This window comes from Martinezella sp. CNPSo 3959, from assembly GCF_057784355.1.
Genome location: NZ_JBXSOV010000016.1, coordinates 97680 through 122189, shown reverse-complemented (window position 1 = coordinate 122189; position 24510 = coordinate 97680). Strand labels below are relative to the sequence as shown.

At 60.3% G+C, this 24510-nt stretch carries 24 protein-coding genes; 16 read left to right on the top strand and 8 right to left on the bottom strand.

The window, feature by feature from the left end:
* Positions 1-102 precede the first annotated feature (102 nt).
* Positions 103-774, bottom strand: coding sequence for a GntR family transcriptional regulator (locus AC13RE_RS25325; protein ID WP_488564964.1), 672 nt, complete (start codon positions 772-774; stop codon positions 103-105).
* A gap of 338 nt (positions 775-1112) precedes the next feature.
* Between AC13RE_RS25325 and AC13RE_RS25320 the strand changes: the two genes are divergently transcribed.
* The 13 genes from AC13RE_RS25320 (at position 1113) to AC13RE_RS25260 (ending at position 13353) form a co-directional block, all read left to right on the top strand.
* Positions 1113-2240 (top strand): BMP family ABC transporter substrate-binding protein, encoded by a 1128-nt coding sequence (locus AC13RE_RS25320; RefSeq protein ID WP_488564963.1) that lies wholly within the window; start codon positions 1113-1115, stop codon positions 2238-2240.
* Positions 2241-2259: 19 nt separating this feature from the next.
* On the top strand, positions 2260-3390 hold the full coding sequence (locus AC13RE_RS25315; protein WP_488564962.1) for an ABC transporter permease: 1131 nt from the start codon (positions 2260-2262) through the stop codon (positions 3388-3390).
* Positions 3390-4316, top strand: a complete 927-nt coding sequence (locus AC13RE_RS25310; protein WP_488564986.1) for an ABC transporter permease — start codon at positions 3390-3392, stop codon at positions 4314-4316. The genes AC13RE_RS25315 and AC13RE_RS25310 overlap by 1 nt, the downstream gene beginning before the upstream one ends.
* Before the next feature lie 11 nt (positions 4317-4327).
* Positions 4328-5041, top strand: coding sequence for a biuret amidohydrolase (gene biuH / locus AC13RE_RS25305; RefSeq protein WP_488564961.1), 714 nt, complete (start codon positions 4328-4330; stop codon positions 5039-5041).
* Complete coding sequence (gene atzD, locus AC13RE_RS25300) at positions 5041-6096, top strand: cyanuric acid amidohydrolase (RefSeq protein WP_488564960.1); 1056 nt, start codon at positions 5041-5043, stop codon at positions 6094-6096. Before biuH ends, atzD begins: the two co-directional genes overlap by 1 nt.
* Before the next feature lies 1 nt (position 6097).
* Positions 6098-7648 (top strand): ABC transporter ATP-binding protein, encoded by a 1551-nt coding sequence (locus AC13RE_RS25295; protein ID WP_488564959.1) that lies wholly within the window; start codon positions 6098-6100, stop codon positions 7646-7648.
* Positions 7648-8316: a cysteine hydrolase family protein gene (locus AC13RE_RS25290; protein WP_488564958.1), complete on the top strand. Its 669-nt coding sequence runs from the start codon at positions 7648-7650 to the stop codon at positions 8314-8316. Before AC13RE_RS25295 ends, AC13RE_RS25290 begins: the two co-directional genes overlap by 1 nt.
* Positions 8309-8662 (top strand): cupin domain-containing protein, encoded by a 354-nt coding sequence (locus tag AC13RE_RS25285; protein ID WP_112410222.1) that lies wholly within the window; start codon positions 8309-8311, stop codon positions 8660-8662. The genes AC13RE_RS25290 and AC13RE_RS25285 overlap by 8 nt, the downstream gene beginning before the upstream one ends.
* Complete coding sequence (gene atzF, locus AC13RE_RS25280; RefSeq protein WP_488564957.1) at positions 8659-10461, top strand: allophanate hydrolase; 1803 nt, start codon at positions 8659-8661, stop codon at positions 10459-10461. The genes AC13RE_RS25285 and atzF overlap by 4 nt, the downstream gene beginning before the upstream one ends.
* 253 nt (positions 10462-10714) lie before the next feature.
* Positions 10715-11596 carry an NmrA family NAD(P)-binding protein gene (locus AC13RE_RS25275; protein WP_488564956.1) on the top strand — a complete coding sequence of 294 codons (882 nt, stop codon included), beginning with the start codon at positions 10715-10717 and terminating at the stop codon, positions 11594-11596.
* A gap of 27 nt (positions 11597-11623) precedes the next feature.
* Positions 11624-11998: a hypothetical protein gene (locus AC13RE_RS25270; protein ID WP_488564955.1), complete on the top strand. Its 375-nt coding sequence runs from the start codon at positions 11624-11626 to the stop codon at positions 11996-11998.
* 67 nt (positions 11999-12065) lie between these two features.
* On the top strand, positions 12066-12782 hold the full coding sequence (locus tag AC13RE_RS25265; RefSeq protein ID WP_488564954.1) for an SDR family oxidoreductase: 717 nt from the start codon (positions 12066-12068) through the stop codon (positions 12780-12782).
* Positions 12783-12891: 109 nt separating this feature from the next.
* Positions 12892-13353, top strand: a complete 462-nt coding sequence (locus AC13RE_RS25260; RefSeq protein WP_488564985.1) for a MarR family winged helix-turn-helix transcriptional regulator — start codon at positions 12892-12894, stop codon at positions 13351-13353.
* 138 nt (positions 13354-13491) lie between these two features.
* On the opposite strand, the gene AC13RE_RS25255 is transcribed toward AC13RE_RS25260, so the two are convergent.
* From AC13RE_RS25255 to AC13RE_RS25225, 7 genes are all read right to left on the bottom strand, one after another.
* Complete coding sequence (locus tag AC13RE_RS25255) at positions 13492-13965, bottom strand: MarR family winged helix-turn-helix transcriptional regulator (protein ID WP_041678274.1); 474 nt, start codon at positions 13963-13965, stop codon at positions 13492-13494.
* A gap of 160 nt (positions 13966-14125) precedes the next feature.
* Positions 14126-15439 (bottom strand): MFS transporter, encoded by a 1314-nt coding sequence (locus AC13RE_RS25250; protein WP_488564953.1) that lies wholly within the window; start codon positions 15437-15439, stop codon positions 14126-14128.
* A 152-nt stretch (positions 15440-15591) separates the two neighbouring features.
* Complete coding sequence (locus AC13RE_RS25245) at positions 15592-16623, bottom strand: 2,5-dihydroxypyridine 5,6-dioxygenase NicX family protein (RefSeq protein WP_112336068.1); 1032 nt, start codon at positions 16621-16623, stop codon at positions 15592-15594.
* A gap of 42 nt (positions 16624-16665) precedes the next feature.
* On the bottom strand, positions 16666-17307 hold the full coding sequence (locus AC13RE_RS25240) for an N-carbamoylsarcosine amidohydrolase (protein ID WP_112508811.1): 642 nt from the start codon (positions 17305-17307) through the stop codon (positions 16666-16668).
* Positions 17308-17318: 11 nt separating this feature from the next.
* Complete coding sequence (locus AC13RE_RS25235) at positions 17319-18071, bottom strand: maleate cis-trans isomerase family protein (RefSeq protein WP_041678490.1); 753 nt, start codon at positions 18069-18071, stop codon at positions 17319-17321.
* A 71-nt stretch (positions 18072-18142) separates the two neighbouring features.
* The gene (locus tag AC13RE_RS25230) at positions 18143-18943 is read right to left on the bottom strand and encodes an alpha/beta fold hydrolase (protein ID WP_488564952.1); all 801 of its coding nucleotides are present in this window, start codon (positions 18941-18943) and stop codon (positions 18143-18145) included.
* Positions 18940-20076 (bottom strand): FAD-dependent monooxygenase, encoded by a 1137-nt coding sequence (locus tag AC13RE_RS25225; protein ID WP_488564951.1) that lies wholly within the window; start codon positions 20074-20076, stop codon positions 18940-18942. Before AC13RE_RS25225 ends, AC13RE_RS25230 begins: the two co-directional genes overlap by 4 nt.
* Before the next feature lie 228 nt (positions 20077-20304).
* On the opposite strand from AC13RE_RS25225, the gene AC13RE_RS25220 reads away from it, so the two are divergent.
* The 3 genes from AC13RE_RS25220 to AC13RE_RS25210 are packed head-to-tail and all read left to right on the top strand — an operon-like array spanning position 20305 to position 24502.
* Complete coding sequence (locus AC13RE_RS25220; protein WP_488564950.1) at positions 20305-20436, top strand: hypothetical protein; 132 nt, start codon at positions 20305-20307, stop codon at positions 20434-20436.
* Positions 20433-20957, top strand: coding sequence for a (2Fe-2S)-binding protein (locus AC13RE_RS25215; RefSeq protein WP_488564949.1), 525 nt, complete (start codon positions 20433-20435; stop codon positions 20955-20957). Before AC13RE_RS25220 ends, AC13RE_RS25215 begins: the two co-directional genes overlap by 4 nt.
* Entirely contained in the window at positions 20954-24502 is a 3549-nt protein-coding gene (locus AC13RE_RS25210; RefSeq protein ID WP_488564948.1) for a molybdopterin cofactor-binding domain-containing protein, read from the top strand. The genes AC13RE_RS25215 and AC13RE_RS25210 overlap by 4 nt, the downstream gene beginning before the upstream one ends.
* Positions 24503-24510 lie beyond the last annotated feature (8 nt).

The window sequence follows — 24510 nt, the reverse complement described above, 5'->3', positions numbered from 1 at the left end:
CGGCTTCGCGATCGCTTCTGGGCCATGATGGATGAGACGTTTCCGCATCGACGATGACGCGCTCGCCGTTATGTCCTGTGACCCCTACGGGTTGGCGGTCACCTAACGATGTTCGACAAAAGCAACGCTGGCATCGCTGACGATGGCGACATGCGAATAGGCCGCCTGTCTGGCCGCCTGGGCGTCTGCGCGCATGATTGCGGTGACGATGATGTCGTGCTCATCGAAGGACTTGGCAAGGCGTCCGGGAAGGCGGAATTGTGCGCGACGGAAGGGGGCAAGCCGGGCGCGCGTTTGCGTCACAAGCTCGAGGATATGGTCATTATGCGCGCCGCGATAGAGCTGGTTGTGAAACTCGACATTGTATGTGGCATAATCTTCCTCGGCGCCGGCACGCACCAACCGGGCGGAAGCGTGATGTTGGCGCTCGAGGGTGCGACGTTCATCGACGGTCATTCGTTCCGCCGATAAGCGCGCGCAAATGGCTTCAAGCTCCGCCATTGCCTCAAACATCGACTGCAGATAGGCACCACTAACATTCGTCACAACAGCACTGCGGTTCGGTTCGCGGCCGACAAGGCCCATCGCGCCAAGTTCACGCAGCGCTTCGCGAACGGGGGTCCGCGATACCTCGAAGCGGGCCGCGAGGGTGATTTCGTCAAGCCTCTCGCCCGGCAGGAGCGCTCCCGTTACAATCATATCGGCCACAGCCCGCACCATCTGTTCGACGGTCGTTCCCGGCCTCACAACTTCCCTACGCTTGATCTGCTTCACAGAAATAGGCGAATCCTCGACATCTTGCATACAGATGTATGTACGAACGACACAAAGTCAATTGGCAATTTAATTAGTTGTTTTTCAATGATATTTTTCAACAGAAAATCTCTGTCGGATTGGTCGTTGCGATGTTCCTCGTAAAAGTAAGACTAAAAAAAGTGCATTGCTTATTTCAGGGCATTATTTCAAGAGAATCTGCATACACTTTTTGCGCTCGAGACTTCTCTGAGAATTTATCAAAATGATATCAAATGCTTAATATCTGGCATGACGATTGCATACACTTTCATGTGATCCTTTTTACGAACCGGGCTCCAGCCCCAAGGAGCATTCCCATGACCAGACTCCTTCACATGACTCGCCGCAACTTTCTCCAGGCTTCGGCTGCAGGTGCAGTCACCAGTGTGGCTCCGGGCCTTCTGTCATCTCGCGCCTACGCCCAAACCGCCCTCACCGTCGGCTTCATCTATGTCGGCCCAAAAGATGATTATGGCTACAACCAGGCCCATGCCGAAGGCGCTGCCGTCGTGAAGGCGCTTCCTGGCGTCACCGTAGTCGAAGAGGAAAACGTCCCTGAAACCGTCGATGTTCAAAAGACGATGGAATCGATGATCAACCTTGACGGTGCCACGCTGATCTTCCCGACATCATTCGGCTATTTCGATCCGCATATGCTGGCCATGGCCGCCAAATATCCCAACATCCAGTTCCGCCACTGCGGCGGCCTCTGGCAGGCCGACAAGAACCCGGTCAATACCGGCTCCTATTTCGGTTACATTTTCCAGGGTCAATATCTGAACGGCGTGACTGCCGGTTATGCCACGAAGAGCAAGAAGATCGGCTTTGTCGCAGCCAAGCCGATCCCGCAGGTTTTGCAAAACATCAACGCCTTTCTGCTCGGTGCGCGCTCCGTCGATCCCGCCATCACCTGCCAGGTGATCTTCACTGGCGAATGGTCACTGGCCGTCAAGGAGGCCGAAGCGACCAACGCGCTGATCGATCAGGGGGCGGACGTCATCACCTGCCATGTCGACAGCCCGAAGGTCGTCGTCGAAACCGCCGCCGGCCGCGGTGCCTTCGTCTGTGGCTATCACGCCAACCAGAGCCCCCTTGCACCGGCGAAGTATCTGACTGGCGCGGAGTGGGCCTGGGGGAATGTGTACTCCGATTTCGTCAAGAAGGCACAGGCCGGCGGAAAGCTCGGCAATTTCGTTCGCGGTGGCCTGAAGGATGGCTTCGTCAAGATGAGCCCGCTCGGCTCCGGCGTTTCGGATGAATCCCGCAAGAAATTCGAGGCGATGCTTGCCGAGATGATGGCGGGAAAATTCTCGGTCTTCAAAGGTCCGATCAAGGACAACAAGGGCAATATCGTCATCACCGCGGACAAGAGCTTCGCCGAGGACGCAATCGAACTCGAAAGCATGAACTATCTCGTCGAAGGCGTTGTCGGCTCCACGGCCTGATTATCGAGGGAGAACCGTCATGACGGTTGAAGTCAACGAGCCCGCATTGTCGATCGTTCAGCAGAGGCGGGCGCAGCTGCGCCCGGCCCTCGAATGGCTCGCGCGACGGGCCGAGCCTGTGGTGATCACGCTTGGCGCAATCCTGGTCGGCCTCGCACTGTTCTCCCTCTTCATCCTGGCGGTCGGCAAATCGCCGGCCGACCTCTTTCGCTTCATGTATACCGGCGGCTTCGGCAGCTGGTTTTCCATCCAGAACAGCTTCAGCCGCGCCTCCCCCCTGCTACTCACTGCGCTTTGCGTTGCGCTGCCGGCAAGACTCGGTCTCGTCATCATCGGTGGCGAAGGCGCGGTCGTCCTCGGCGGTGTGGCGGCCGCGGCGATCGCATTGCCGATCATCGGCCTGTTGTCACCGATCATCGTCCTTGTCCTCATGGCGCTTGCCGCCATGACAATCGGCGGCATTTGGATCGGTCTTGCCGGCTTCCTTCGCCATTATCGCGGCGTCAACGAGACTATCTCCTCATTGCTGCTCGCCTATATAGCCATCGCCTTGATGAACCAGTTCGTCGAAGGACCGCTGCGCGATCCGGCAAGCCTCAACAAGCCCTCCACCAAGCCACTGCCACACGACTATATGCTCGGCAATATTCCAGGCATGGACGTGCATTGGGGCCTCGTCATCGGCATTATCGCCTGTGTTGTCTCGTGGATATTGCTCGAGATGACCAGTTACGGTTTCGCTGCTCGCATCGCTGGCGGCAATGTTCGCGCCGCGCAGATCCAGGGCTTGCCCGTGGGGCGGCTGATTGCCGGTTTCACGGCAATTGCCGGCAGCTTCGCCGGCCTTGCCGGCATGATCGAGGTCGCCGCGGTCCAGGGCAGTGCCAATGCTTCGCTTGCCGCCGGCTATGGTTATACCGGCATCCTTGTCGCTTTCCTGGCGCGTCACAATCCGCTTGCGATCATCCCGGTCGCCATCCTTCTCGGCGGCATCGACGCATCCGGCGGCCTGATCCAGCGTCGCATGGGCCTGCCCGACGCGACCGTCCTCGTGCTGCAGGGTACGCTCTTCATCGTCATCCTTTTTGGCGAAACCTTCTATGGCCGCTTCAAGATCTTCAATCCCGACCTCTGGAAAAGGAGCGTATGATGGACGATACCGCAATCGGTCTCTGGGGCGTGCCCCTTGCCATTCTGGCCGGCGCGATCCGTGTCTCGACGCCCTTCATCTTCGTCAGCCTCGGCGAGACGATCACCGAACGCTCAGGACGCATCAATCTCGGCCTTGAAGGCACGCTCGTATTCGGCGCCATGACGGCCTATGCGGTCGCGGTGATGAGCGGTTCGGCCTGGCTCGGCGTCGTCGCTGCGATGGCGAGCGGGGCTCTCTTCGGCGCGGTGCATGGCTGGATCTGCAAATGGCCGAAGGTCAACGACATCGCCATCGGCATCGCCATGATGCAATTCGGCCTCGGCCTCGCTTTCTTTCTCGGCAAGTCCTTCATCCAGCCTGTCGCGCCGCATCTGCCGGCGATCCCCTTCGGTTTCTGGTCAAACCTGCAGCCGGTACAGGCGGCGTTAAACATCAACATCCTTTTTATTCTCGGTGCAGCTCTCGCCCTCGTCCTCTGGTGGGCATTCAGGAACACCAGGATCGGCCTCATGCTGCGCGTCGTGGGCGACAGTACGGACGCGGCGCGCGCCATGGGCATCGACCCCGATCGTTTCCGGCTACTGGCAACGGCCGTCGGCGGTTCGCTGGCTGCGATCGGCGGCGCCTATCTATCGCTCTACTATCCAGGCTCCTGGAACGAGCGCATCTCCTCTGGACAGGGCCTGATGGCCGTGGCGCTGGTGATCTTTGCGCGCTGGAATCCGATCGGCTGCTTCGTTGCCGCACTTCTCTTCGGCGGTGCCGGCGCGCTTGGCCCAGCTTTGCAATCCGTCGGCGTGACGCAGGGATATTATCTCTTTTACGCCGCTCCGTACGTGCTGACGCTCGTCATCATGATCATCACCTCCTCGCCCACCCGTGCGCTGAGCGGCGCTCCCGGCGCGCTTTCGCTCACCAAATAGGAAGATCAGCCATGAACAGTCTCGCAGCCGCAGCCATAGGGCAGAAACTGAGCTATATCGATGCCGATCCCTATAACTGGCCCTATAATGGAGCCCTCAGACCGGACAACACAGCGCTCATCATTATCGACATGCAGACGGATTTCTGCGGGCCTGGCGGCTATGTCGATCACATGGGCTATGATCTATCGCTGGTACGCGCACCGATCGAGCCGATCAAACGGGTTTTGGCCGCCATGCGCGCCAAGGGCTATCATATCATTCATACCCGCGAGGGTCATCGCTCCGATCTTGCCGACCTGCCTGCCAATAAGCGCTGGCGCTCGCAGCGCATCAATGCCGGCATCGGCGACCCCGGCCCCTGTGGCCGCATCCTCGTGCGCGGCGAGCCCGGCTGGGACATCATCGAGGAACTGAAACCGATCGACGGCGAGACGATCATCGACAAACCGGGCAAGGGTTCCTTCTGTGCTACAGATCTGGAGCTGATCCTGAACCAGAAGCGCATCGAGAACATCATTCTCACCGGCATCACGACCGACGTCTGCGTTCACACCACCATGCGCGAGGCGAATGATCGCGGCTTTGAGTGCCTGTTGCTCGAGGATTGCTGTGGCGCGACCGATTATGGAAATCACCTCGCCGCCATCAAGATGGTGAAGATGCAGGGCGGCGTCTTCGGCTCGGTTTCCAATTCCCAGGCCTTGATCGAGGCATTGCCCTGATGCCTTCACTACGCGCCCATGTCTATCGCGTCGCCGCGCAAGGACCGGACGATACCTCCGGGGTCGAAGCGCTTTTTGCTGCCGGCCTGGCGGCCAAGAATGTCGTGGCCATACTCGGCAAGACCGAGGGCAATGGCTGCGTTAACGATTTCAGCCGCGGCTATGCTACCCGCAGCTTCGAAACGCTCTTTCGACAGCACGGCGCCGATGGCATCTCGCTCGTCATGTCCGGAGGGACGGAGGGGGCCCTCTCGCCGCACTGGACGGTGTTTGCGCGAGAAGTGGTCGATGCACCGGCCGAATGCGCGCTGGCGATCGGGGTTGCGCGCACGCCTTCACTGCCAGCCCAACATCTCGGACGGCGCGAACAGGTTCTGCTTGTGGCGGAAGCTGTGCGTGTGGCAATGCGTGACGCCGGCATCGACGACCCAAGCGATGTCCATTTCGTCCAGATCAAATGCCCGCTCCTCACGCTCAGCCGCATCAGCGCGGCTGAAGCCGAGGGAAAGACACTCGCCACACGCGACACGTTGAAATCGATGGGCCTGTCGCGCGGCGCATCCGCGCTCGGCGTGGCGGTCGCGCTCGGCGAGGTTGACGGAGGAGCGCTCCGCGACACCGACATCTGTTACAGCCATGAACTCTTCTCGCGCCGCGCCTCCGCCTCGGCCGGCGTTGAATTGACGGATCACGAAATCATCGTGCTCGGCATGAGCGATCGATGGTCGGGGCCGCTGGCGATCGACCATGCGGTAATGCGTGATGCCGTCGATGTAGCCGCGGTGCGCGAGGCATACGAACGCCTGCCGGCCAACAGCCGCCTCGCTGCCGTTCTCGCCAAGGCCGAACCGGATCCCACCGGAAGGATTCGTGGCAAGCGGCATACGATGCTGGACGATTCCGATATCTCAGGCACGCGCCATGCGCGGGCCTTCGTTGGCGGCGTGCTCGCCGGCCTCTTCGGTATCACGGATCTCTACGTTTCCGGCGGCGCCGAACATCAAGGGCCTCCCGGCGGTGGTCCCGTCGCCATCATTGTCGAAAAGGAGCATTGAGGTGAGCATAATTCGCGATACCCCTCTTCCACAGGCCGGCAAGGCGGTCGGCATCGAAACGCTCGACATGACCATGCGTTTTGGCAGCTTCACAGCACTCGACCACGTATCCGTAAGTATTCCTGCAGGTAGCTTCCACGCGCTGCTCGGCGAAAACGGCGCGGGGAAATCGACGCTCGTCAAGTGCATCATGGGCTTCTATCACCAGACTTCAGGTTCCCTGTCTGTGGACGGTCGCGAGGTGGCGGTCGCCTCCCCGAAGGACGCAGCTACTTACGGTCTCGGCATGGTTTACCAGCATTTTACGCTGGTGCCGTCGCTGACAGGTGCGGAGAATCTCGTCATCAGCCGCACCGAAGTACCCGCTGTCGTCAACTGGGCCAAAGAGCGTAAGTCGCTTGCGGCCTTCATGGAGCGGATGCCCTTCAAGATCCCGCTCGACCGGCGGGTCAGCGAGCTTGCCGCCGGCGAAAAGCAGAAGCTCGAAATCGTCAAGCAGCTTTATCTTGGCCGCAACTTCCTCGTACTTGACGAACCAACCTCGGTGCTGACGCCGGCGGAGGCAGATGAGATGCTCGGCCTGGTGAGGGGCATGACCGAACGCGGCGAGCTGACCGTTTTGATGATCAGCCACAAATTCCATGAGGTGACGAAATTCGCCGACGCGGTCTCGATCCTGCGACGCGGCAAGCTTGTCGGCGGCGGCAAGGTCGGCGAACTCTCAACGGCGGATATGGCGGCAATGATGATCGGTGACATCAAACTCGCTGAACTCGATACTCGCATTCCCGTCGCAGACACAGCAAAACCGGTGTTGCAAGTCGAACGGGTCAAGGCTCCGGACCGTTCCGGCCTGAAGACGATCGAGATCGACAAGCTGACAGTGCGTTCCGGCGAGATTGTCGGCATCGCTGGTATTTCCGGCAACGGCCAGAAAGAACTCACGGAAATTCTCGCCGGGCAGCGGCCGATCGAGATTGGAGCGATCAGCGTCAACGGCGAGATCTACGGTGCAACGCGGCCCGAAACACGAAAGAACAACGTCCGCTTCATTCCGGAAGAGCCCCTGCAGAATGCCTGTGCGCCGCGCATGACCGTCAGCGAAAATCTCGCCTTCCGCACCTTCGACCTGACGGAGACCGGCATTGAGGCGATCTGGCTAAACCGAGGCCGGATGAAGAAACGGGCGACATCGCTGATTTCCGACTTCAAGGTGAAGACAGCATCGTCCTCTTCGCCGATCGCGGCCCTTTCTGGCGGCAATGTTCAGCGTGCCGTGTTGGCGCGGGAGCTGACGGGCGACGTTGATCTGTTGATCGTCTCCAATCCCTGCTTCGGCCTCGATTTTTCTGCCGTCGCCGAAATCCGCGCCCGTATCATGCGTGCCCGCAACGCCGGGGCCGCTGTGCTGCTTTTGTCGGAGGATCTCGACGAACTTCTGGAAATGTCGGATCGCATCATGGTGATCTCCGAAGGCAGGCTCGTCTACGAGACATCGGCGCAGACCGCCGATGTCTCGGTGATTGGCGCTCACATGGCGGGACATCACTGATGACCGACATCAAGGCTCAACCGTTCCCCTTCCCGCTGCAGCGCGAGGCCGTGTCATTGATCGTCATCGACATGCAGCGCGATTTTGCCGAGCCCGGCGGCTTCGGCGCCAGCCTCGGCAATGATGTCAGCCGCATCACGAGGATCATCCCCGATGTGAAGCGGCTGATCGCGGGTTTCCGTTCAGCCGGCCTGTCCGTGATCCATACGATGGAATGCCACAGACCTGACCTTTCCGACCTGCCGCCCGCCAAACGCGACCGCGGCAATCCTTCGCTCAGGATCGGTGACAAGGGACCGATGGGCCGCATCCTGATTGCCGGCGAGCCTGGCACGGCAATTCTTCCCGAGCTCGCACCCATCGATGGCGAGATCGTCATCGAAAAACCCGGCAAGGGCGCCTTCTACGCCACCGCACTCGGCGACATCCTGAAGCGTAAGGGTATCAAGCAGCTCGTCTTTGCCGGTGTCACCACTGAAGTCTGCGTTCAGACCACCATGCGCGAGGCCAACGACCGCGGCTATGAATGCCTGCTCGTCGAAGAAGCAACCGAAAGCTATTTCCCCGAATTCAAGTCTGCCGCGATCGCAATGATCCAAGCGCAGGGCGCTATCGTCGGCTGGACGGCGCATATCGATGACATACTGGAGGCCATCAACCATGCCTGAAACGACTCGCGAACTGTTGACGGCGGGTGGCTGGAAAGAACTGGAATTCGGTCCCTTCCGACCTGACGTGACGATCCACTGGATCCGTCCCTTCGAAGGCGACCAGCCCGGCGTGGCACTGCTGAAATACGAGGCCGGAGCCTCGGTGCCGCGCCATCGCCACGAAGGGCTCGAAACCATCCTGGTGCTTGAGGGCACCCAATCCGACGAGGCCGGCGACTACGGCAGGGGCAGCTATGTGGTGAATGCTGCCGGCACCGAACATTCAGTCTGGAGTGACACCGGTTGCGTCGTGCTCATCCAATGGGACCGGCCCGTCAAAATACTCGAAGAGAAAACAACATGAGAGCGGGACCAGCTTTTGACATCGCCTCCCTACACGCAGCCTACCAGAACGGTCTGACGGCCGCCGACATGCTCGGCACCGTGTTTGCGCGCATTGCTGAGGTGAACGATCCCGGCATCTTCATCCATCTTGTCGACATCGAGGATCTGCTGGTTGAGGCCGAAGCGCTAGGCGCCTTCGACCCGGCGACAAAACCGCTTTGGGGCATTCCCTTTGCCGTAAAGGACAATATCGACGTCGCCGGCATGCCGACGACCGCTTCGTGCCCCGACTACGCCTATATGCCCGACACGGATGCCACCGTTGTTCGTCTGCTGAAAGAAGCCGGTGCTCTGGTAATCGGTAAGACGAATCTCGATCAATTCGCAACTGGCCTCGTCGGTGTCCGCACTCCGTATCCCGTTCCGCGCAACGCCATGGATGCCGATTTGGTGCCAGGCGGATCGAGCTCCGGTTCAGCCGTGGCGACGGCGCAGGGTATCGTCAGCTTCGCGCTCGGCACCGATACTGCCGGATCGGGTCGCATTCCAGCCGGCCTCAACAATATCGTCGGCATGAAACCCAGCCTCGGCGCATTGTCGACAAACGGCGTTATTCCCGCCTGCCGCACGCTGGATTGTGTTTCAATCTTCGCGCTGACAGTCGACGACACCTGGCGGGTATTCGGGGTTACCGCATTTCACGATGCCAAGGACGCCTATTCGAAAACCATTCCGGCCAATGGGTTTGGGCAAGCACCGCCGGTCCTGACCATTGGCGTGCCGGCGAAGGCCGACCGGCTGTTCTTCGGCGACGCCGTCATGGAGGCGGCCTATGACGATGCCTTGCGCATGTTGACGAATCTGGGCCATCGCCTGGTGGAAGTGCCGTTTGGCGATTTTTACAAGGTGGCAAACCTGCTTTATGAAGGCGCCTGGGTGGCGGAGCGCTATGCGGCGGTCAAGGATTTCTTCGACGCCAGGGAGGCGAGCTTCCATCCCGTCACGCGCGGGATCTATGGCGGCGCCAGGCAGCTTTCGGCCGCGGATGCCTTCAAGGGTCTCTACGCGCTGCAGGCCTTGAAACAGAAGGTTGCTCAGCTGATCGCATCGGTTGATCTCTTTTGTGTACCGACGGCGCCGACACTTTACACACGTGCCGACCTCGAGGCCGAACCGATCCGCGAAAATTCGCGTCTCGGCACTTACACCAACTTCGTCAATCTGCTCGACATGTGCGGCATCGCCGTGCCAGTGGGCATACGCAGCGACGGCCGTCCAGCCAGCGTGACCCTGCTGACATCTTCGGGACGCGACGGTCTCACTGCTTCGCTTGCCCGTGACATTCACGCAAGCAGCGGCCTGACACTCGGCGCAACCGGATGGCTGCAGCCGAAGCCGAACGATACTATCAGCATTGACGAAGCCGGGCTGATCGACATCGCGGTGGTCGGCGCCCATCTCTCCGGCATGCCGCTAAACGCACAACTCCTTGCCCTCGACAGCCGCTTTCTGCGGAAAGCACGAACATCGGATTGCTATCGGCTTTATGTCCTGCCGGATCAGAAGCCGGCAAAGCCGGGACTTATCCGTGTTCCACAGGCGACAGGCGGTCAAGTCGATGTCGAAATCTGGCAAATGACGCCGGCCGCGTTCGGCCAATTCGTTGCGGCCGTCCCCTCACCCCTCAGCATCGGTACCCTTTTTTTATCGGACGGCACGTCGACCAAGGGATTTCTGGTCGAAGCCACCGCCATCGCCGACGCGACCGATATCACGCATTATGGCGGATGGCGCGCTTATATCGCTGCGACGGTGTAAGGCTTCAAAGAAGCACCGATAATGCGCCACCGCGCATCTAAAGAAGTTCCTGCAAATCCATTTTTCAGATGAAGACTAAGAAACGGATTGGAACCCGCGACCTCGGTCGTTCAACGCTTTCAATGACGGTTCATGGTCGCTCCAAAAGCGGTCTTTCTCGAAAATGCAAATGCTCCCCATTGACGATAGGAGTATATGCTCTTATTTTGTCCATATAGGAGCATATGCTCTCATATGCGAAAGGACCGCGATTATGAGTGAGGCTGAGGTACTTGTAAGCGGAGCAACCGGACGGACCGGCGGTGCCGCAATCGATGAATTACTTAAGATGGGCAAGTCGGTGCGCGCCTATGTGCGTTCGGACGATGAGCGAGCGACGGCCCTTAGGCAGCGGGGAGTTGATATCGCCATCGGCGACTTCACTCATATAGACAGCATCCGTGCCGCCATGGAAGGCGTCCGATCGGCCTATTTCCTTCATCCCATCTCACCGGGCATCCTTGGTGCTGCCGCCTACTTTGCGCAAGCAGCAAAGGAGGCCAGCGTGACCGCAATCGTCAACATGTCGCAGATTTCGGCGCGTCGTGAATCGACGAGCCATGCGGCGCAGGACCATTGGATTTCCGAGCGGGTCTTCGACTGGTCCGATGTTCCGACAACGCATCTCCGCCCGACCTTCTTTGCCGACTGGCTCGTCTATCCGCATTTTGCCAGGGAGATATGGGCCACGAAAAAGATCGAGTTTCCGTTTGCCGATGGGCGTCACGCACCGATCGCGACCGATGATCAGGGGCGGGTGATTGCACATCTTTTGGCAAATCCGCGGGGGCATGAGGGCAAGATTTATCCCCTCCATGGACCGATCGAGATGAACCATACCGAGATCGCCGCCGCCATGAGCGAAGTGCTTGGCGCAAAGATCGACTATGCGCCGGTCTCGATCGACGTATTCAAGGACAAGATGGAAAATCTCTACAAGTTTCCGCCTTTCCTCGTGCAGCACCTGGTCGAAGTCGCCCAAAACTATCGTGATGGCATCTTTGCGGGCACGAACGATGCTGTTGAGAAAATCACCGGAACGCCAGCACTCTCGGTCCAGCAATTCATCGCCAACAATCGTGCCGCCTTTGCGTGAGCACCGTCGAGGTAAGGAGCTTGAACGATGTCAAATATTCAAGGCGACCGTCACCCGTTTCTGGACGACCTGACTGCGGACGCGGAGCTGACCAGCTCCGTGCTGCGAGGTCCCGTCATCGGACGCGACGAGATTAAGCTGGCCGTCAACACAGTCGGGACCTTCTACGCTTCGCAGGATCCCACGTTTCTCGAGACTGTCGGCGCGCGCCTCTTTCTTGAATACGAGGCAGTTCTGACAAGCGGAGAGAGGCTGAACGCCACCGTCGTCGTCGATCGCAACTCGGATGGTTCGGTGCCACGCGTTAGCGTGCGGATGAGCCCGCTTGGTGCTGTGTTATCTCTTGCCGCCAATCTTCGCGAGGCACTGTTCGGCCGGTTGCCGGAAGACCTTTTTCTTTAAACCGAACGCCCGCAGGCAGGTATCGATATTGATGCCCTGATCTGTGGCTTTAGAGAGGTAATTTGTCATGGATGTCACCAACGCCACCGTCTTCATTACCGGAGCTAATCGCGGCCTGGGCCTCGCCTTCGCACGCGAAGCCCGTCGTCGCGGAGCAAAAAAGGTCTATGCCGGCATGCGCAATACGAACGGCTTCGACGAACCGGACATCATTCCCGTCCGGATCGATGTCACGGATAAAACATCGATCGCCGCAGCAGCGGAACTGGTGACGGATACCGATCTGCTGATCAATAACGCGGGCATCGCTGCTCTTATCGACGGGCCTCTGGCAAACGATATCGAAGAGCAGTCGCAGCGTCTATTCGATACCAACTATTATGGCGTCGTCCGTGTCACGCAGGCCTTCGAGCCGATCCTGTCGGCCAAGCCGCGTGCTGCCATCATCAACGTGCTATCCGACATCGTGTGGCTTCCGCGGCCCATTTTGACACCCTACGCTGCATCAAAGGCAGCGGCATGGAGCTTCACGAACCAGCTTCGCTTTCACCTTCAGGATCGTAGCATCCAGGTTCTCGGTCTGCATGTGGGTTTCGTGGATACCGACCTGACCAATGGCATCGATGTGCCAAAAGCCAGCCCGAGAGATGTAGTGCGCCAAACCTATGAAGCGCTCGCCGCCGGCAAGAGCGAGGTCATGGCTGACCAGGGAACGGCACTGCTGAAGAGCACGCTCGCTGCCGAGGTACCCGGTTATATCATGCCGCCGGCAGGATTGTTCTAAGCGCTAAGATGGTGGAGAAACGCCAACCCACAGGCTATGTGATGCGAAGACCTTGAACTTTACGCCATATGGCCTGCGGACGGTAGTTAGGATTCGAAAGGAAAGCGACATGTTGTCGGCGAACCAACCGCTTGGAATTGATCAATGCAATTGCTCCGCAATGAGAAAGGCGAGCCGACAGATCACGCGCTTCTACGATGCCCATCTTGAGCCCGTCGGGCTGCGTATCACCCAGTTCCTGACCCTGGCGGCTCTCGACGAAGCTGACGGTGCCACCGTCAACGCGCTCGCGGAACGGCTCGATATCGAGCGGACGGCGATGGGAAAGATGGTTGGCTTTCTGGAACGCGACGGTTTCGTCATGATCAAGCCATCACCCGCGGACGGTCGAGTTCGTATCATTGAACTCACGGACGAAGGCCGACGCTTGCATGAGAGAGCGGCTCCTCTTTGGCAGGATGCGCAGCGAGAATTCGAGCGACTAAATGGTACCACCAAGGTTGCAACGCTCCGACACAGCTTGAAAGAGATCGTCGTCGGCGACTTGCCGGCCGTCTCGTCCGGAGACTGAGCCTTCGCAAGAGACCCGCCGATGAAGGACCAATTAAATGGACGACCCCGACCGGAGCGGAAAAAGGCTGGGGGTTAGGCTGCGAGGTCGAGCTTTGCATATTTGTCGAGAGCGTTGGTGATACGACATTGCGGCATCTCAGTCCTCGCCCGGTTCATCTTCCGTGATCTTTTTCAACAGGAACAGTAGCGCGACCCGTTCGGCAGGGTTAAGCCGTCCCATCGTCTTTTCGCTGATGATATGCGCATTCGGATACATAGAGCGCAGGACCGCTTCACCCTTCGCCAGCAGCGAGATGATAACCTTGCGGCCATCGGCAGCATCCTTGGAGAGATTGATGAGACCACGCGCCTTGAGGCGCTCCACGATGCCGCGAATAGTTGCCTGATCGACTGAGGTTGCCTTCACCAGTTCAGCCTGCGAACTCGGGCCACGGTCGTGAAGCGTACAAAGGGTGACAAACTGCACGGAGGTCAGGTCGGGATCGCTGGCATTTTCCTGGAAAATCGCAAGATGCCGCTGATAGGCCTTGCGCAACAGATGTCCAACCTGCTCGGTCACCTGATAGCCCGCCCGCGGGTCCGCTTCTCCGATGTCGCTATTTTCTGCCATGCTCGCGTCGTCCGCTCCTATTGACGCTTCTAATCCTCCAAAATCCAACAAATCGCAAGCGGGCCGAACCGCAGCGTGACATGGAGGAGAGGCGGACGAGCAATCGCTTCCTGAGAGAATCCCCGTGAACGGCATAGGGCCGACCACGGGGGCTGCTACTCTATTCGAGAGCCATGTTTCTGGATTCAGCATTGATGAAGGCTACGCTGACTGCCGCAAGCAACAGAAGACCGGAGATAACACCGAGCGCCAGACCAAAATTCGAGGTCATGACCGGCGCGACAATCGACGGCGCCAGAAGCCCCCCGAAACGCGCGACGGACCCGGACAAGCCCATCCCGCTGGCGCGAAGCGTGGTCGGATAGATCTCCGGCGTGAAGGCGTAGATCGCGCCCCAGGTGCCGAGCAGCGCAAAGCTGAGCAGCAGCGTTGCGGAGATGACGATCTCGACCGACTGACCCAGCCCATAACCCAATGTGCCGATGGCGCTCAGGATCAGGAAACCGATCAGCGTTGGCTTACGGCCCCATTTCTCGACGCCATAGGCCGCCAGCGCATAACCTGGAAGCTGGGCGATCGCCAGCACGAGGAGGAACAACTGACCGCGCATGAAGCCGAAGCCTTCTCCTGCCAGCCGCACCGGCAGGTAGACAAACACGCCATAGTAGGAAACCGAGATCAGCATCCACGCCAGCATCAGAAAGATGGTCCGACGCCGAAGCTCCGGCGACAGCAGCGCGGCAATCGACTTGCGTTGTGGTGCCTGCGGCGTCAGCGGTGCGATTTCGACGACGTTGCCGTTGGTGGCGGCGACACGCTGAAGAACCTTGCGTGCCTCTTCCGATTTTCCCTGTTGGTTGAGATAGAGTGGTGACTCCGGCACGTAAAAGCGCAGGACAACACCGACAAGCGCCGGCAGACCAGTCGCGAAGAAAATCGTGCGCCAGGGCTCTCCGCCCTGCGAACCGGCGACCAGTGCGAGAAGCGCCAGTGCCACAGTTCCCACAGCCCAGAAGCCTTCGAGCAGCACGAGCCAGCGACCGCGTCGGTCTGACGGAAGAAACTCGGCCATCATGGCATAGTCAACCGGAAGCGTTCCACCCACACCGAGACCTGTCAGGAAGCGCGCGACGAGCAACCAGTGCAGATCAGGAGCAAAGGCCGATGCCACCCCGCAGATCGCATCGAGAATGATTGCGATGAACAACACCGGCCGACGGCCGATCCGGTCGGCAAGGCGACCAAAAGTGAACGCGCCGACGAGCATGCCGAGAAAGAAAAACGTACCGGTCTGGAGCGCCTGTGGGACGGTGATGCCGAAGCTTGCGGCGATTGAAGGTGCGGTGAAGCCGATGGCCAGCACCTGCATGGCATCAGCGGCCCAGACAAGCCCGAAAATGATGAACAAACGCTTCTGAAAGCTGCCGACGCCGGCCGCCCTGAGACCTTGTTCCACGGTGATTGGAGTTTGCATGTTACCCCTCGTTCCTTTTTATTTGGGATTACAGTCGAAGCGGTGATCTTCGCCACCTTGGCGCCAGTGAATTGACGCACGAACTCATCCGTTCCGGTCGCGCGAACGGAACGTTGGGATTGACCGAATATGCCGGAAGCCCGGCGCTTCTATCAGTCGAACTTTGCCTGCATTTCCTTCACGGCGATTTTGCCATTGAGCACCATCGGCTCGTCATCCAGGAACAGTGAACAACCGCGCATCGGAATATCCAGATGGCAGGCAGTGTCGTTCGGGCCGCCGAGCTCGTTGTTCGGACCGGTGGAGAACATGACGTTGCCGTAGAAGGAGCGAGCTTCCATGCCCATGCCGCCCGGGAATTCTCCCGGCACCATGCGATGCCACTTGGCGTTCTGGTTCAGACCCCAGCCGACATGGCTCATGCCCATGCCGCGCGGATCGTTGAAGCCTTCCATATACGATTTGACCAGATCGGCATCGAGCCCGCCTCTGATGTCGGTGATCCAGCCCTTTTCGATCGTGTAGGTGATCGGGTCGCGGACGTAGATGTTCTGCGGCAGCAGGATATCGCCCGGTGCAACGACGATTGTGCCATCGACGCCATCGTCGTCACCGCCGGTGAAGACGAAGCCGGACGGCCAGTGGTCCCAGCGACCGGGCTCGTCGGTGCATGCATATTCGGTGATGGCAGGATAGGTGTTGAGCTTATAGGTGACGTCGGTGCCGTGTGGCGAGGTGATCCGCATGACCTTCGCCTTGGAGAGCAGGTCGCCAGCGAACTCGACGCGCTCGCGCAGTTCCTTCGTCGGTAGCATGCGGGCGAGAACTTCCGGCGGTTCGACAGCGGTCAGGATGCGCGTCCCGGCAGCCTGGATCGCCATCTGCTCCGGGCTGAAGAGCAAGAAGATGCAATCGATCAGCATATCGGCGGCCTTGAGGGCCTCAACCGCTTCCGGCATGGAGGCAAGGCCCGTTTGGCCGACCGCCCATGCACCTGCCGGCGGCACTGGCGGCAAACGCATGTGATACATCTTGGCGCCGAGACGCATGCCCGCGGCCATGAAGGCGTCCGCATAGTCCAGACGCTCGTTACCCTGTGTCAGGACGATAAGTTTTTCGCCCTCGTGGACGCCCGACATCTTCAGCTGATGCAGGCAGATTTCCGTGAAGCTGAATTGATCCATGCTCGTTCCCCTTGTTGGTTGAAGGCTCAGGTGCGCTTGCGGTTACGGATTATTGGGCTTGACCTTGGCGATTTCGGCAATCGCCTCCTCCCTCGAAACGACGTCGCCATACTTGCTATCGATGTCGAAGAGGTTGGCATTGTGCGGGTCCGGATGGCGGTCGCCGACGCAATCACGCACGACAATGGCCCGAAACCCGTGCTGCACGGCATCGACCGCGCTGGCGCGGATGCAGCCGCTCGTCGAGCATCCTGCCATGATGACGGTATCAATGCCCTGCGCATGCAGGTGGGAAGCAAGGCTGGTGCCGAAAAAGGCGCTGGCATATTGTTTGACGATGACAAGCTCGCCGGCCGCCGGCTCCACGCCCTCGCAGAATTCAGCTAGCACATTGCCTTCGACCATGGCCTTCATGACTGGCGACTTCTTGACCCACATGCCGCCATCGGCGCAGTTTTCCGCAAGATAGAGAATGCGTGTGTGGATCACGGGGATGCCTGAAGCCCGGGCGGAGGCAATCAGCGCCGGTGTTTGTGCCACCGCTTCGACGACGCCGGGTGCATAGAGCGGCGCTCCTTCGATCGTGTATGCCTTGAGAAAATCGATAACGACGAGCGCTGGCCGCTGGCCGAAGCCGATGCGGTTGCCCCAGACACCCTGATAATTGGCTTCGGCGGTTTGCATTGTCGTCTCCCTTAGTAGGCGCCGGACAGAAGCGCGCCGGCACCCGGCACAACGGCTTCCAGCCCGAGCGATTTCAGCATGCAATAGGTCGTGGCGACAGCGGCGGTCAGCACCGGCTTGCCGGTCATGGCTTCGACCTTCGCGATAACAGGCAGCGAAGGCATCTGGACGCAGGCCGAAAGGACGATCACATCGACATCCGTCAGGTCTAGCGTCTGGACGATGGCGGGAAGATTTTCCGGGTCGTGCCGGGCAACATCGAGATTGTCCGGGATTTCCAGCGCGCGCCAGTCCATGACCTCGAAGCCCTCTTCGCGGATATAATCGACCACGAGCTCGGTGAGCGGCTTCATATAGGGCGCAACGACGGCAATCTTCCTTGCATTCATCACCTTTAGGCCCTCGATCAGGGCACCGGCGCTGGTAACGACTGGAATGTTCGCGCCGTTTTCCTGCGTGCGCCCCGTCAGGCGCTTTTCCGACTGGCGGTGATAGCCGAGACCCATGGCCATGATGGCAACAAGGCAGGCATAACCCAGCACATCGACGCGGGCATCCGAAAGCTCGACTGCGCAGCGGTCCGATTCCGCATCCATCGCCGCCAGCTCTTCCTTGACGACCTTCTTCATCCGCATGCGGCTTGAATGGAACGTGAAGCGCTCGGGCCGGATGGACTGGCGGGCGGTCAGCATGGCCGGAATTTCGGTTTCCATCGTGGTGTTGGAACTCGGAACAATCTGGCCGATACGGTAATATTTCTGCACGGATGAAATCCTCTGCTGCATGGAAGGCGAAAAACAGGCAAGCGGCGAAGCAAAACGCCCCGCCACCACAATCAGCGGGACAGGAAGTCGCCGAGCGCCAGGAAGAAGCCGTCGAAGTCATCCCAGGGGATCATGTGACCGGCGTCTGGCACGTGGGCGATCTGCAGCGAGGGATTGAGACCCTTGATCTCTTCTTCGTCGGCCGCCTGGATCACGCCGCCGCGGCCCGCGACCATCAGCATCGCGGGAACGGTCAGGGCGGCGAAATCGGGCAAGATGTCGATATCGTGGAAATCGTTGAACGCCTTGACGATCCCAGGCGCATAGCAGGTATGGAGCCATTCGGCGCGCAGCTGCAACTGTTCTCCGGTCCAAGTCGGGCAGAACGCCTTCATCGCCTCGGCATCCATTCCCTTCTCGGCGAGTGCGATCGAATCCGTGTACCACGGCAGCTTGCTCGGATACGGGCGACGGCCGGGACCGGAAACCGGCGGATCGATCAGCGCCAGACGGCTGAAGGAACCGGGCGCGCGGTTGGACGCCCGCATCGCGATGCGCGCGCCCATGGAATGGCCGAGAATGGCGGGCTGTCTCAGTTCAAGCTCGCCGGCGAAGGCGATCACATCATCGGCCATCGCATCGAGGCCGTAGTCGAGGTCCGGGCCCGTCGATGAAAGACCACGGCCGCGGACGTCAAGAACATAGACGTCATGGCGCAGCGACAGGCTTTCGGCAACGAAACCCCAGGTGATTGCCGGCGATGTTATGCCGGGAACCAGAATGACCACCGGCCCCTTGCCGCCATAGCGCAGATAGTGCTGACGGATGCCGTTGGCGAAGACATTCGCACCATGGAGGAACCGGCTGCTCATGCTGCATTCTCCGTGCGCAGCGGTTCGGCATAGACGTCATAGCCGTAGACCCAGGACGGATCCTCCTGCGTCAGCAGGAAGGTATTGGCATTGGAGACGCTCTGCACGCGGGTTGCGCGATCACGGCGATTGGCTTCGTAAAGGCCGAACGCGGTGGCGAAATCGTTGACGCCGGTCTCCTGGAGGCAGCGCGTCAACATGGCGGCATCTTCGATGGCCATGGCCGCACCCTGCGCCATGTGCGGCTTCATCGGATGGCAGGCATCGCCCAGCAGGACAAGTCGGCCGCTGCTCCAAAGAGGCAACGGGTTACGGTTGAACAGCGGCCACTTGGTAACCTCGTCCGTGCTTTCGATCAACGCCTGGATGATGGGGTGATAACCCTCGAACTCGGACGCCATTTCCTCGCGACTGCTGGGTACGAATGCAGTATCGAATTCCCAGGCCGGATGAGGCACGCCGGTGACGTAGTAATATTCATCGCGACGAGCCGTCGTGTAGTAAACCATCATGTGGCGGTCCGGACCCCACCACTTGACGCAATCTTCGAAGGTCAGGTTGTATTTCCGCAGCTTGTCGGAGGAAATTAGCGCACGATGGCCGACCCAACCGCTATAGTTTGGCTTCTCCGCACCCAGCAGCGTTTCGCGGACGCGTGAATTGATGCCGTCGGCGCCGATCACGATGTCCGCCCTTACAGACGTGCCGTCTTCGAACTCGATGAGAACATCCGTGCCATTATCGTCGATACGGGTCAGCTTCTTGCCGAAATGCAGCGTTCCCGGCTGCAGGGCGTCGCACTGGATGGCCTGAAGATCACCACGATGCACGGTGCAGTAGGTCGCGCCGTAACCTTCAAGCGGAATACGCGACAGATAATCGCCGCTGATGCCATCACGGCTGAACCAATGACTAGGCGTGCTGCTGATGCTGACAACCTTTTCGGCAACGCCGATGCGCTCGAAGATCTTGAGAACATTCGGGCCCATGTGGATGCCGGCGCCCAGCCGCGAGAAGCTCGGCGCCTGTTCATAGACGTTCACGTCGAAGCCCGCATGCTGGAGCAGCGCTCCCGCCACGGCGCCGCCGAGGCCGGCGCCAATAATCGCGATTCTTTCCTTGCTGCTGGACATGGCCGACCCTTCTCGCCGTCACCTGGACGCGTAAACTGGAATTGGAAGTATGACAAATTTTGTAGCGCATACGCTGCAAATAGCAAGTACAGCATCTGCACTTTTGCAAAAATTCCTTCTGGCTTTTCCGCAAAATATGATTATCGTCGCTGTTACCGGCACATGCATGCGCATGGAGAAACGGTCATATAAAGTGCATACGCTTTATAAATGAGCAAGGAACAGCAAATGCGTGACGTGATCTGCAATCGCGTCATTATGAATTGCAGGCATCAGGAAGAGGCCTTCAGCATAATGGCGTATTTGAGTATCGGCGGCCTCACTTTGGCCGGTGGCCGCGCAGTGGAGCCGGGCTTTTGAAAGAGGCCGCCTCATTCAGCCTGAACGTCAACGGCACTGTCAGCGACATCGAAGCCGGCGGCGCAACGCCACTCCTTTACATCCTCAGAAACGATCTCTGCCTCAACGGACCCAAATACGGGTGTGGCCTCGGCGAATGCGGAGCCTGCGCGGTCCTCATCGACGGCCGGCCTGTGCGCTCGTGCACCGTGCCACTGAAGGCGATCGGCGATCGCAAGGTCACGACGCTTGAAGGCCTGGGAAAACCCGGCCATCTGCATCTCGTCCAGCGCGCCTTCATCGAAGAGGCCGCGGCGCAATGTGGCTACTGCCTGAATGGCATGATCATTGCCATCGCCGGCCTGCTGGAAGCGAAGGCGGAGCCCGACGAAAGCGATATTCGCGCGGCGCTCCGGCATCATCTCTGCCGCTGTGGCACGCATATGGAAATACTTGCCGCAGCACGCCGCGCCGTCGCCTATGCGAAGGCTGAAAAATCCGCGGGCTCGGGAACGGAAGACAGAATCGAGGTTTCGCCATGAGCATCCACCGCGAAACGCCGAGAGCTGCCTATCTCGCCACATCAGACATCCTACTGATCGTCTCCGATGCCTCCCTGGGCGATGCAGCCGAGCTCTACATCGCCATCGATAGTGTCGGTCGCGTCAAGGCATTCAACGGGCATGTCGATCTTGGAACCGGCATCCGCACGTCACTGGCACAGATCATCGCCGAGGAACTGCATGTTCCTTTCGAGCATGTGGAAATGGTGCTGGGCGCGACTTCCGCCGTCCCCAACCAGGGCGCCACCATCGCCAGCGAGACGATCCAGATCACCGCCGTGCCGCTTCGGCAGGCCGCGGCAACGGCGCGTCATCACCTCATGGCGAAGGCTGCTGCCCTGAAGGGCACCACGGTCGAGCACCTAGTCCTTGAAGACGGCGTCATCCGCGCCGGCAACGGAGCGAACTGGAGCTTCACCTTCGGCGAACTCGTCGCGGGGGAGCATGTGCGCCTGTCGATCGACGCCAGTGCTGAGCTGAAGCCCGCGTCTGCCTACCGCATCGTCGGCTCCTCGCGACCGCGCGTGGACATCCCGGCCAAGGCAACCGGTCAATGGACGTATGTGCATGACGTGCGCGTGCCCGGCATGCTGCATGGCCGGGTCATCCGGCCGCTCTATGCCGGCTTTGATCACGGCGAGCATGTCGGCAATAGCCTCATATCCATCGACGAAGGCTCGATCGCCCATATCGATGGTGTTGTCGACGTTGTCGCCATCGGTGATTTCGTCGGCGTCGTCGCAACGCGCGAGGAGATCGCCATCGAGGCTGCGAAGACGCTGAAGGTCTTGTGGCGGGAGCCGCCGCAGCGGCCAGATCTGAACGCGCCGGAGATGGCGCTGCGTGCTAATCCCGCCACGCCCCGCAAGCTGATCGATCGCGGCAATGTCGAGATGGCGCTCGCCGGCAGCGCCGAACCCATGAACCGCACCTATATCTGGCCCTATCAGATGCATGGCTCGATCGGGCCGTCCTGCGCCGTGGCCGATTACAGCGAGACCGGGCTGACCGTCTGGTCGGGCACGCAGAACCCCTTCCCCATGCGTCGCGATCTGGCACTCCTTCTCGACATGCCCGAGGACATGATCCTCGTGGAGCGCCTGGAAGCCGCCGGCTGCTATGGCCGCAACTGCGCGGACGATGTGACTGCCGATGCAGCGCTTCTGTCCCGCGCCGTGCGCGCGCCAGTGCGCGTGCAGCTCACGCGCGAGCAGGAGCATGCCTGGGAGCCAAAGGGCGCTGCCCAGATCATCGACGTGCGCGGCGGCCTCGATCTTGAAGGCGGTCCTTCGGCCTATGATTTCGAGACGCGCTATCCGTCCAATCTCGCACCGACATTACCGCTGATCCTGACCGGCAAGGTCCCGCCGGTATCCGACGTGGTGCAGATGGGCGACCGCACGGCGATCCCACCGTATGCCTATGGCAATCTTCGGGTCACCGTCCACGATATGCCGCCGATTGCCCGGGCCTCGTGGTTCCGCGGCGTTTCCGCGATGCCGAACACCTTCGCGCATGAATGCTATATTGATGAACTTGCGGCCGCGGCCGGCGTCGATCCGATCGAATACCGGCTGCGATACCTTCATGATCCCCGTGCCGTGGACCTCGTGCACGCCCTGGCAGAGCGGGCGAACTGGGTGCCCCACACAAAATGGGGCACGCTCGGCGGCGAAGGCGACCTGCTTTACGGCCGCGGCTTCGCCTATGCCGTCTATATTCACGGGCCGTTTCCGGGCAAGGCTGCCGCCTGGGCGGCCTGGGTGGCCGATGTCGCCGTCAACACCAAGACCGGCGAGATCGCCGTGACGAAGGTGACCTGCGCGCAGGATTCCGGGATGATGATCAATCCCGACGGCGTGCGGCATCAGATCCACGGCAACGTCATCCAGTCCACCAGCCGGGTGCTGAAGGAACGCGTCGAGTTTTCCTCCACCGCCGTCACCTCGAAGGAATGGGGCGGCTATCCGCTGATCACCTTCCCCGAATTGCCCGATATCGACGTGCTGATGGTTCCAAGACAGGACGAGCCGCCGCTCGGCGTCGGTGAATCCGCTTCCGTTCCGAGCGCATCGGCCATCGCCAACGCGGTCTATGATGCCACCGGCATACGTTTCCGCGAACTGCCGTTGACACCGGAAATGGTGCTGGCGGCGCTGAAGGGCGATACGGCCACGCCGCCTCCGGCACCCCCCGCGAAAAGGAAGCGGTGGTGGAATATCGGCATCTCGGCTGCCGGAGCCGCGGCGGCAATTTCAGGGCTTGTGGCGATGGCATCCCCATGGCGGCCGGCGATCGCCACGATCGAGCGGCCGGACGTGAATGTCTATAGCGCAGCCACGATCGAGCGCGGCCGCCTGGCCGCTGCGGCGGGCGCCTGCAATGTCTGCCATGTCGGCAACGACGGCACACCCTTCGCCGGCGGCCGACGCTTCGAAACGGCATTCGGCACGGTCTATGCCACCAACATCACGCCGGATGTGAAAAACGGCATCGGCGCCTGGTCTTACACCGCCTTCGAGCGGGCCATGCGTGAAGGCATCAGCCGCGATGGCCACCACCTCTATCCGGCCCATCCCTACACATCCTTCGCTGGCGCTGAGGATGCGGACCTGCAGGCGCTCTATGCCTATATGATGACGCAGACGGCAGTGGCGGGAAAGGCGCCGGAAACAAAGCTGAAGTTTCCCTATAGCATCCGCATGATGATGGCAGGGTGGAATGCGCTGTTCCTGAAGTCGACGCCCATCACCTACGACCAGACGCGCAATGCCACCTGGAACAGGGGCGCCTATCTCGTCGAGACGCTCGGCCACTGTTCCGCCTGCCACACCGAACGCAATGCGCTGGGTGCTGAAAAGACCGGAAGTGCCCATCTCTCGGGCGGCTTTGCCGATGGCTGGGAGGCGCCTACGCTCAACGCCATGGCCAAGGGTCCGGTTGGCTGGACAGAAGATGCCTTCTACGACTACCTGCGCACGGGTCATTCGCGCGACCACGGCAGCGCCGCCGGTCCGATGGCGCATGTGGTGGAGGTCATGCAGCCATTGCCGGACTCGGACATCCGCGCCATGGCAAATTATCTGGCCAGCCTGAATAAGGACAGCGACCCTTCGAAGGCCGTGGCCCAGAGCCAGGCAGCGATTGCAGCCAGCGAGGCGGCAAAGGTCAGTGCGGGACTGGTTTCGCCCAAGGGCGAGCGCATCTTCAATGGCGCCTGCGCCACATGCCATACCGGCAACACGGTCCTCTCATCGCTGGCGCTGAACAGCAATCTGCATGCCGATACGCCCGACAATCTCATCCAGGCGATCCTCGGCGGTGTCGAAGCCCCGGCGATCCTTGCGGAAACCACCGGCCGCGAAGCGCCGGAAGTCATGTCCATGCCGGCATTCCGCGATACGCTGAACGAGACGCAGCTGAAGGATCTCACCGACTACCTGCGCGCCCGTTTCGCGCCGGACAAGCCGGCCTGGAGCGATACATCGGCGGCATTGCAACGCATTGCCGCCACCGCACACTGAGGAACACA

Excerpts from the sequence above, each read along its gene's own strand:
- AC13RE_RS25320 (WP_488564963.1), top strand. The coding sequence starts at position 1,113 with ATGACCAGACTCCTTCACATGACTCGCCGCAACTTTCTCCAGGCTTCG.
- AC13RE_RS25315 (WP_488564962.1), top strand. The coding sequence starts at position 2,260 with ATGACGGTTGAAGTCAACGAGCCCGCATTGTCGATCGTTCAGCAGAGG.
- AC13RE_RS25310 (WP_488564986.1), top strand. The coding sequence starts at position 3,390 with ATGGACGATACCGCAATCGGTCTCTGGGGCGTGCCCCTTGCCATTCTG.
- biuH (WP_488564961.1), top strand. The coding sequence starts at position 4,328 with ATGAACAGTCTCGCAGCCGCAGCCATAGGGCAGAAACTGAGCTATATC.
- atzD (WP_488564960.1), top strand. The coding sequence starts at position 5,041 with ATGCCTTCACTACGCGCCCATGTCTATCGCGTCGCCGCGCAAGGACCG.
- AC13RE_RS25290 (WP_488564958.1), top strand. The coding sequence starts at position 7,648 with ATGACCGACATCAAGGCTCAACCGTTCCCCTTCCCGCTGCAGCGCGAG.
- AC13RE_RS25285 (WP_112410222.1), top strand. The coding sequence starts at position 8,309 with ATGCCTGAAACGACTCGCGAACTGTTGACGGCGGGTGGCTGGAAAGAA.
- atzF (WP_488564957.1), top strand. The coding sequence starts at position 8,659 with ATGAGAGCGGGACCAGCTTTTGACATCGCCTCCCTACACGCAGCCTAC.
- AC13RE_RS25275 (WP_488564956.1), top strand. The coding sequence starts at position 10,715 with ATGAGTGAGGCTGAGGTACTTGTAAGCGGAGCAACCGGACGGACCGGC.
- AC13RE_RS25270 (WP_488564955.1), top strand. The coding sequence starts at position 11,624 with ATGTCAAATATTCAAGGCGACCGTCACCCGTTTCTGGACGACCTGACT.
- AC13RE_RS25265 (WP_488564954.1), top strand. The coding sequence starts at position 12,066 with ATGGATGTCACCAACGCCACCGTCTTCATTACCGGAGCTAATCGCGGC.
- AC13RE_RS25260 (WP_488564985.1), top strand. The coding sequence starts at position 12,892 with ATGTTGTCGGCGAACCAACCGCTTGGAATTGATCAATGCAATTGCTCC.
- AC13RE_RS25255 (WP_041678274.1), bottom strand. The coding sequence starts at position 13,965 with ATGGCAGAAAATAGCGACATCGGAGAAGCGGACCCGCGGGCGGGCTAT.
- AC13RE_RS25250 (WP_488564953.1), bottom strand. The coding sequence starts at position 15,439 with ATGCAAACTCCAATCACCGTGGAACAAGGTCTCAGGGCGGCCGGCGTC.
- AC13RE_RS25245 (WP_112336068.1), bottom strand. The coding sequence starts at position 16,623 with ATGGATCAATTCAGCTTCACGGAAATCTGCCTGCATCAGCTGAAGATG.
- AC13RE_RS25240 (WP_112508811.1), bottom strand. The coding sequence starts at position 17,307 with ATGCAAACCGCCGAAGCCAATTATCAGGGTGTCTGGGGCAACCGCATC.
- AC13RE_RS25230 (WP_488564952.1), bottom strand. The coding sequence starts at position 18,943 with ATGAGCAGCCGGTTCCTCCATGGTGCGAATGTCTTCGCCAACGGCATC.
- AC13RE_RS25225 (WP_488564951.1), bottom strand. The coding sequence starts at position 20,076 with ATGTCCAGCAGCAAGGAAAGAATCGCGATTATTGGCGCCGGCCTCGGC.
- AC13RE_RS25220 (WP_488564950.1), top strand. The coding sequence starts at position 20,305 with ATGCGTGACGTGATCTGCAATCGCGTCATTATGAATTGCAGGCATCAG.
- AC13RE_RS25210 (WP_488564948.1), top strand. The coding sequence starts at position 20,954 with ATGAGCATCCACCGCGAAACGCCGAGAGCTGCCTATCTCGCCACATCA.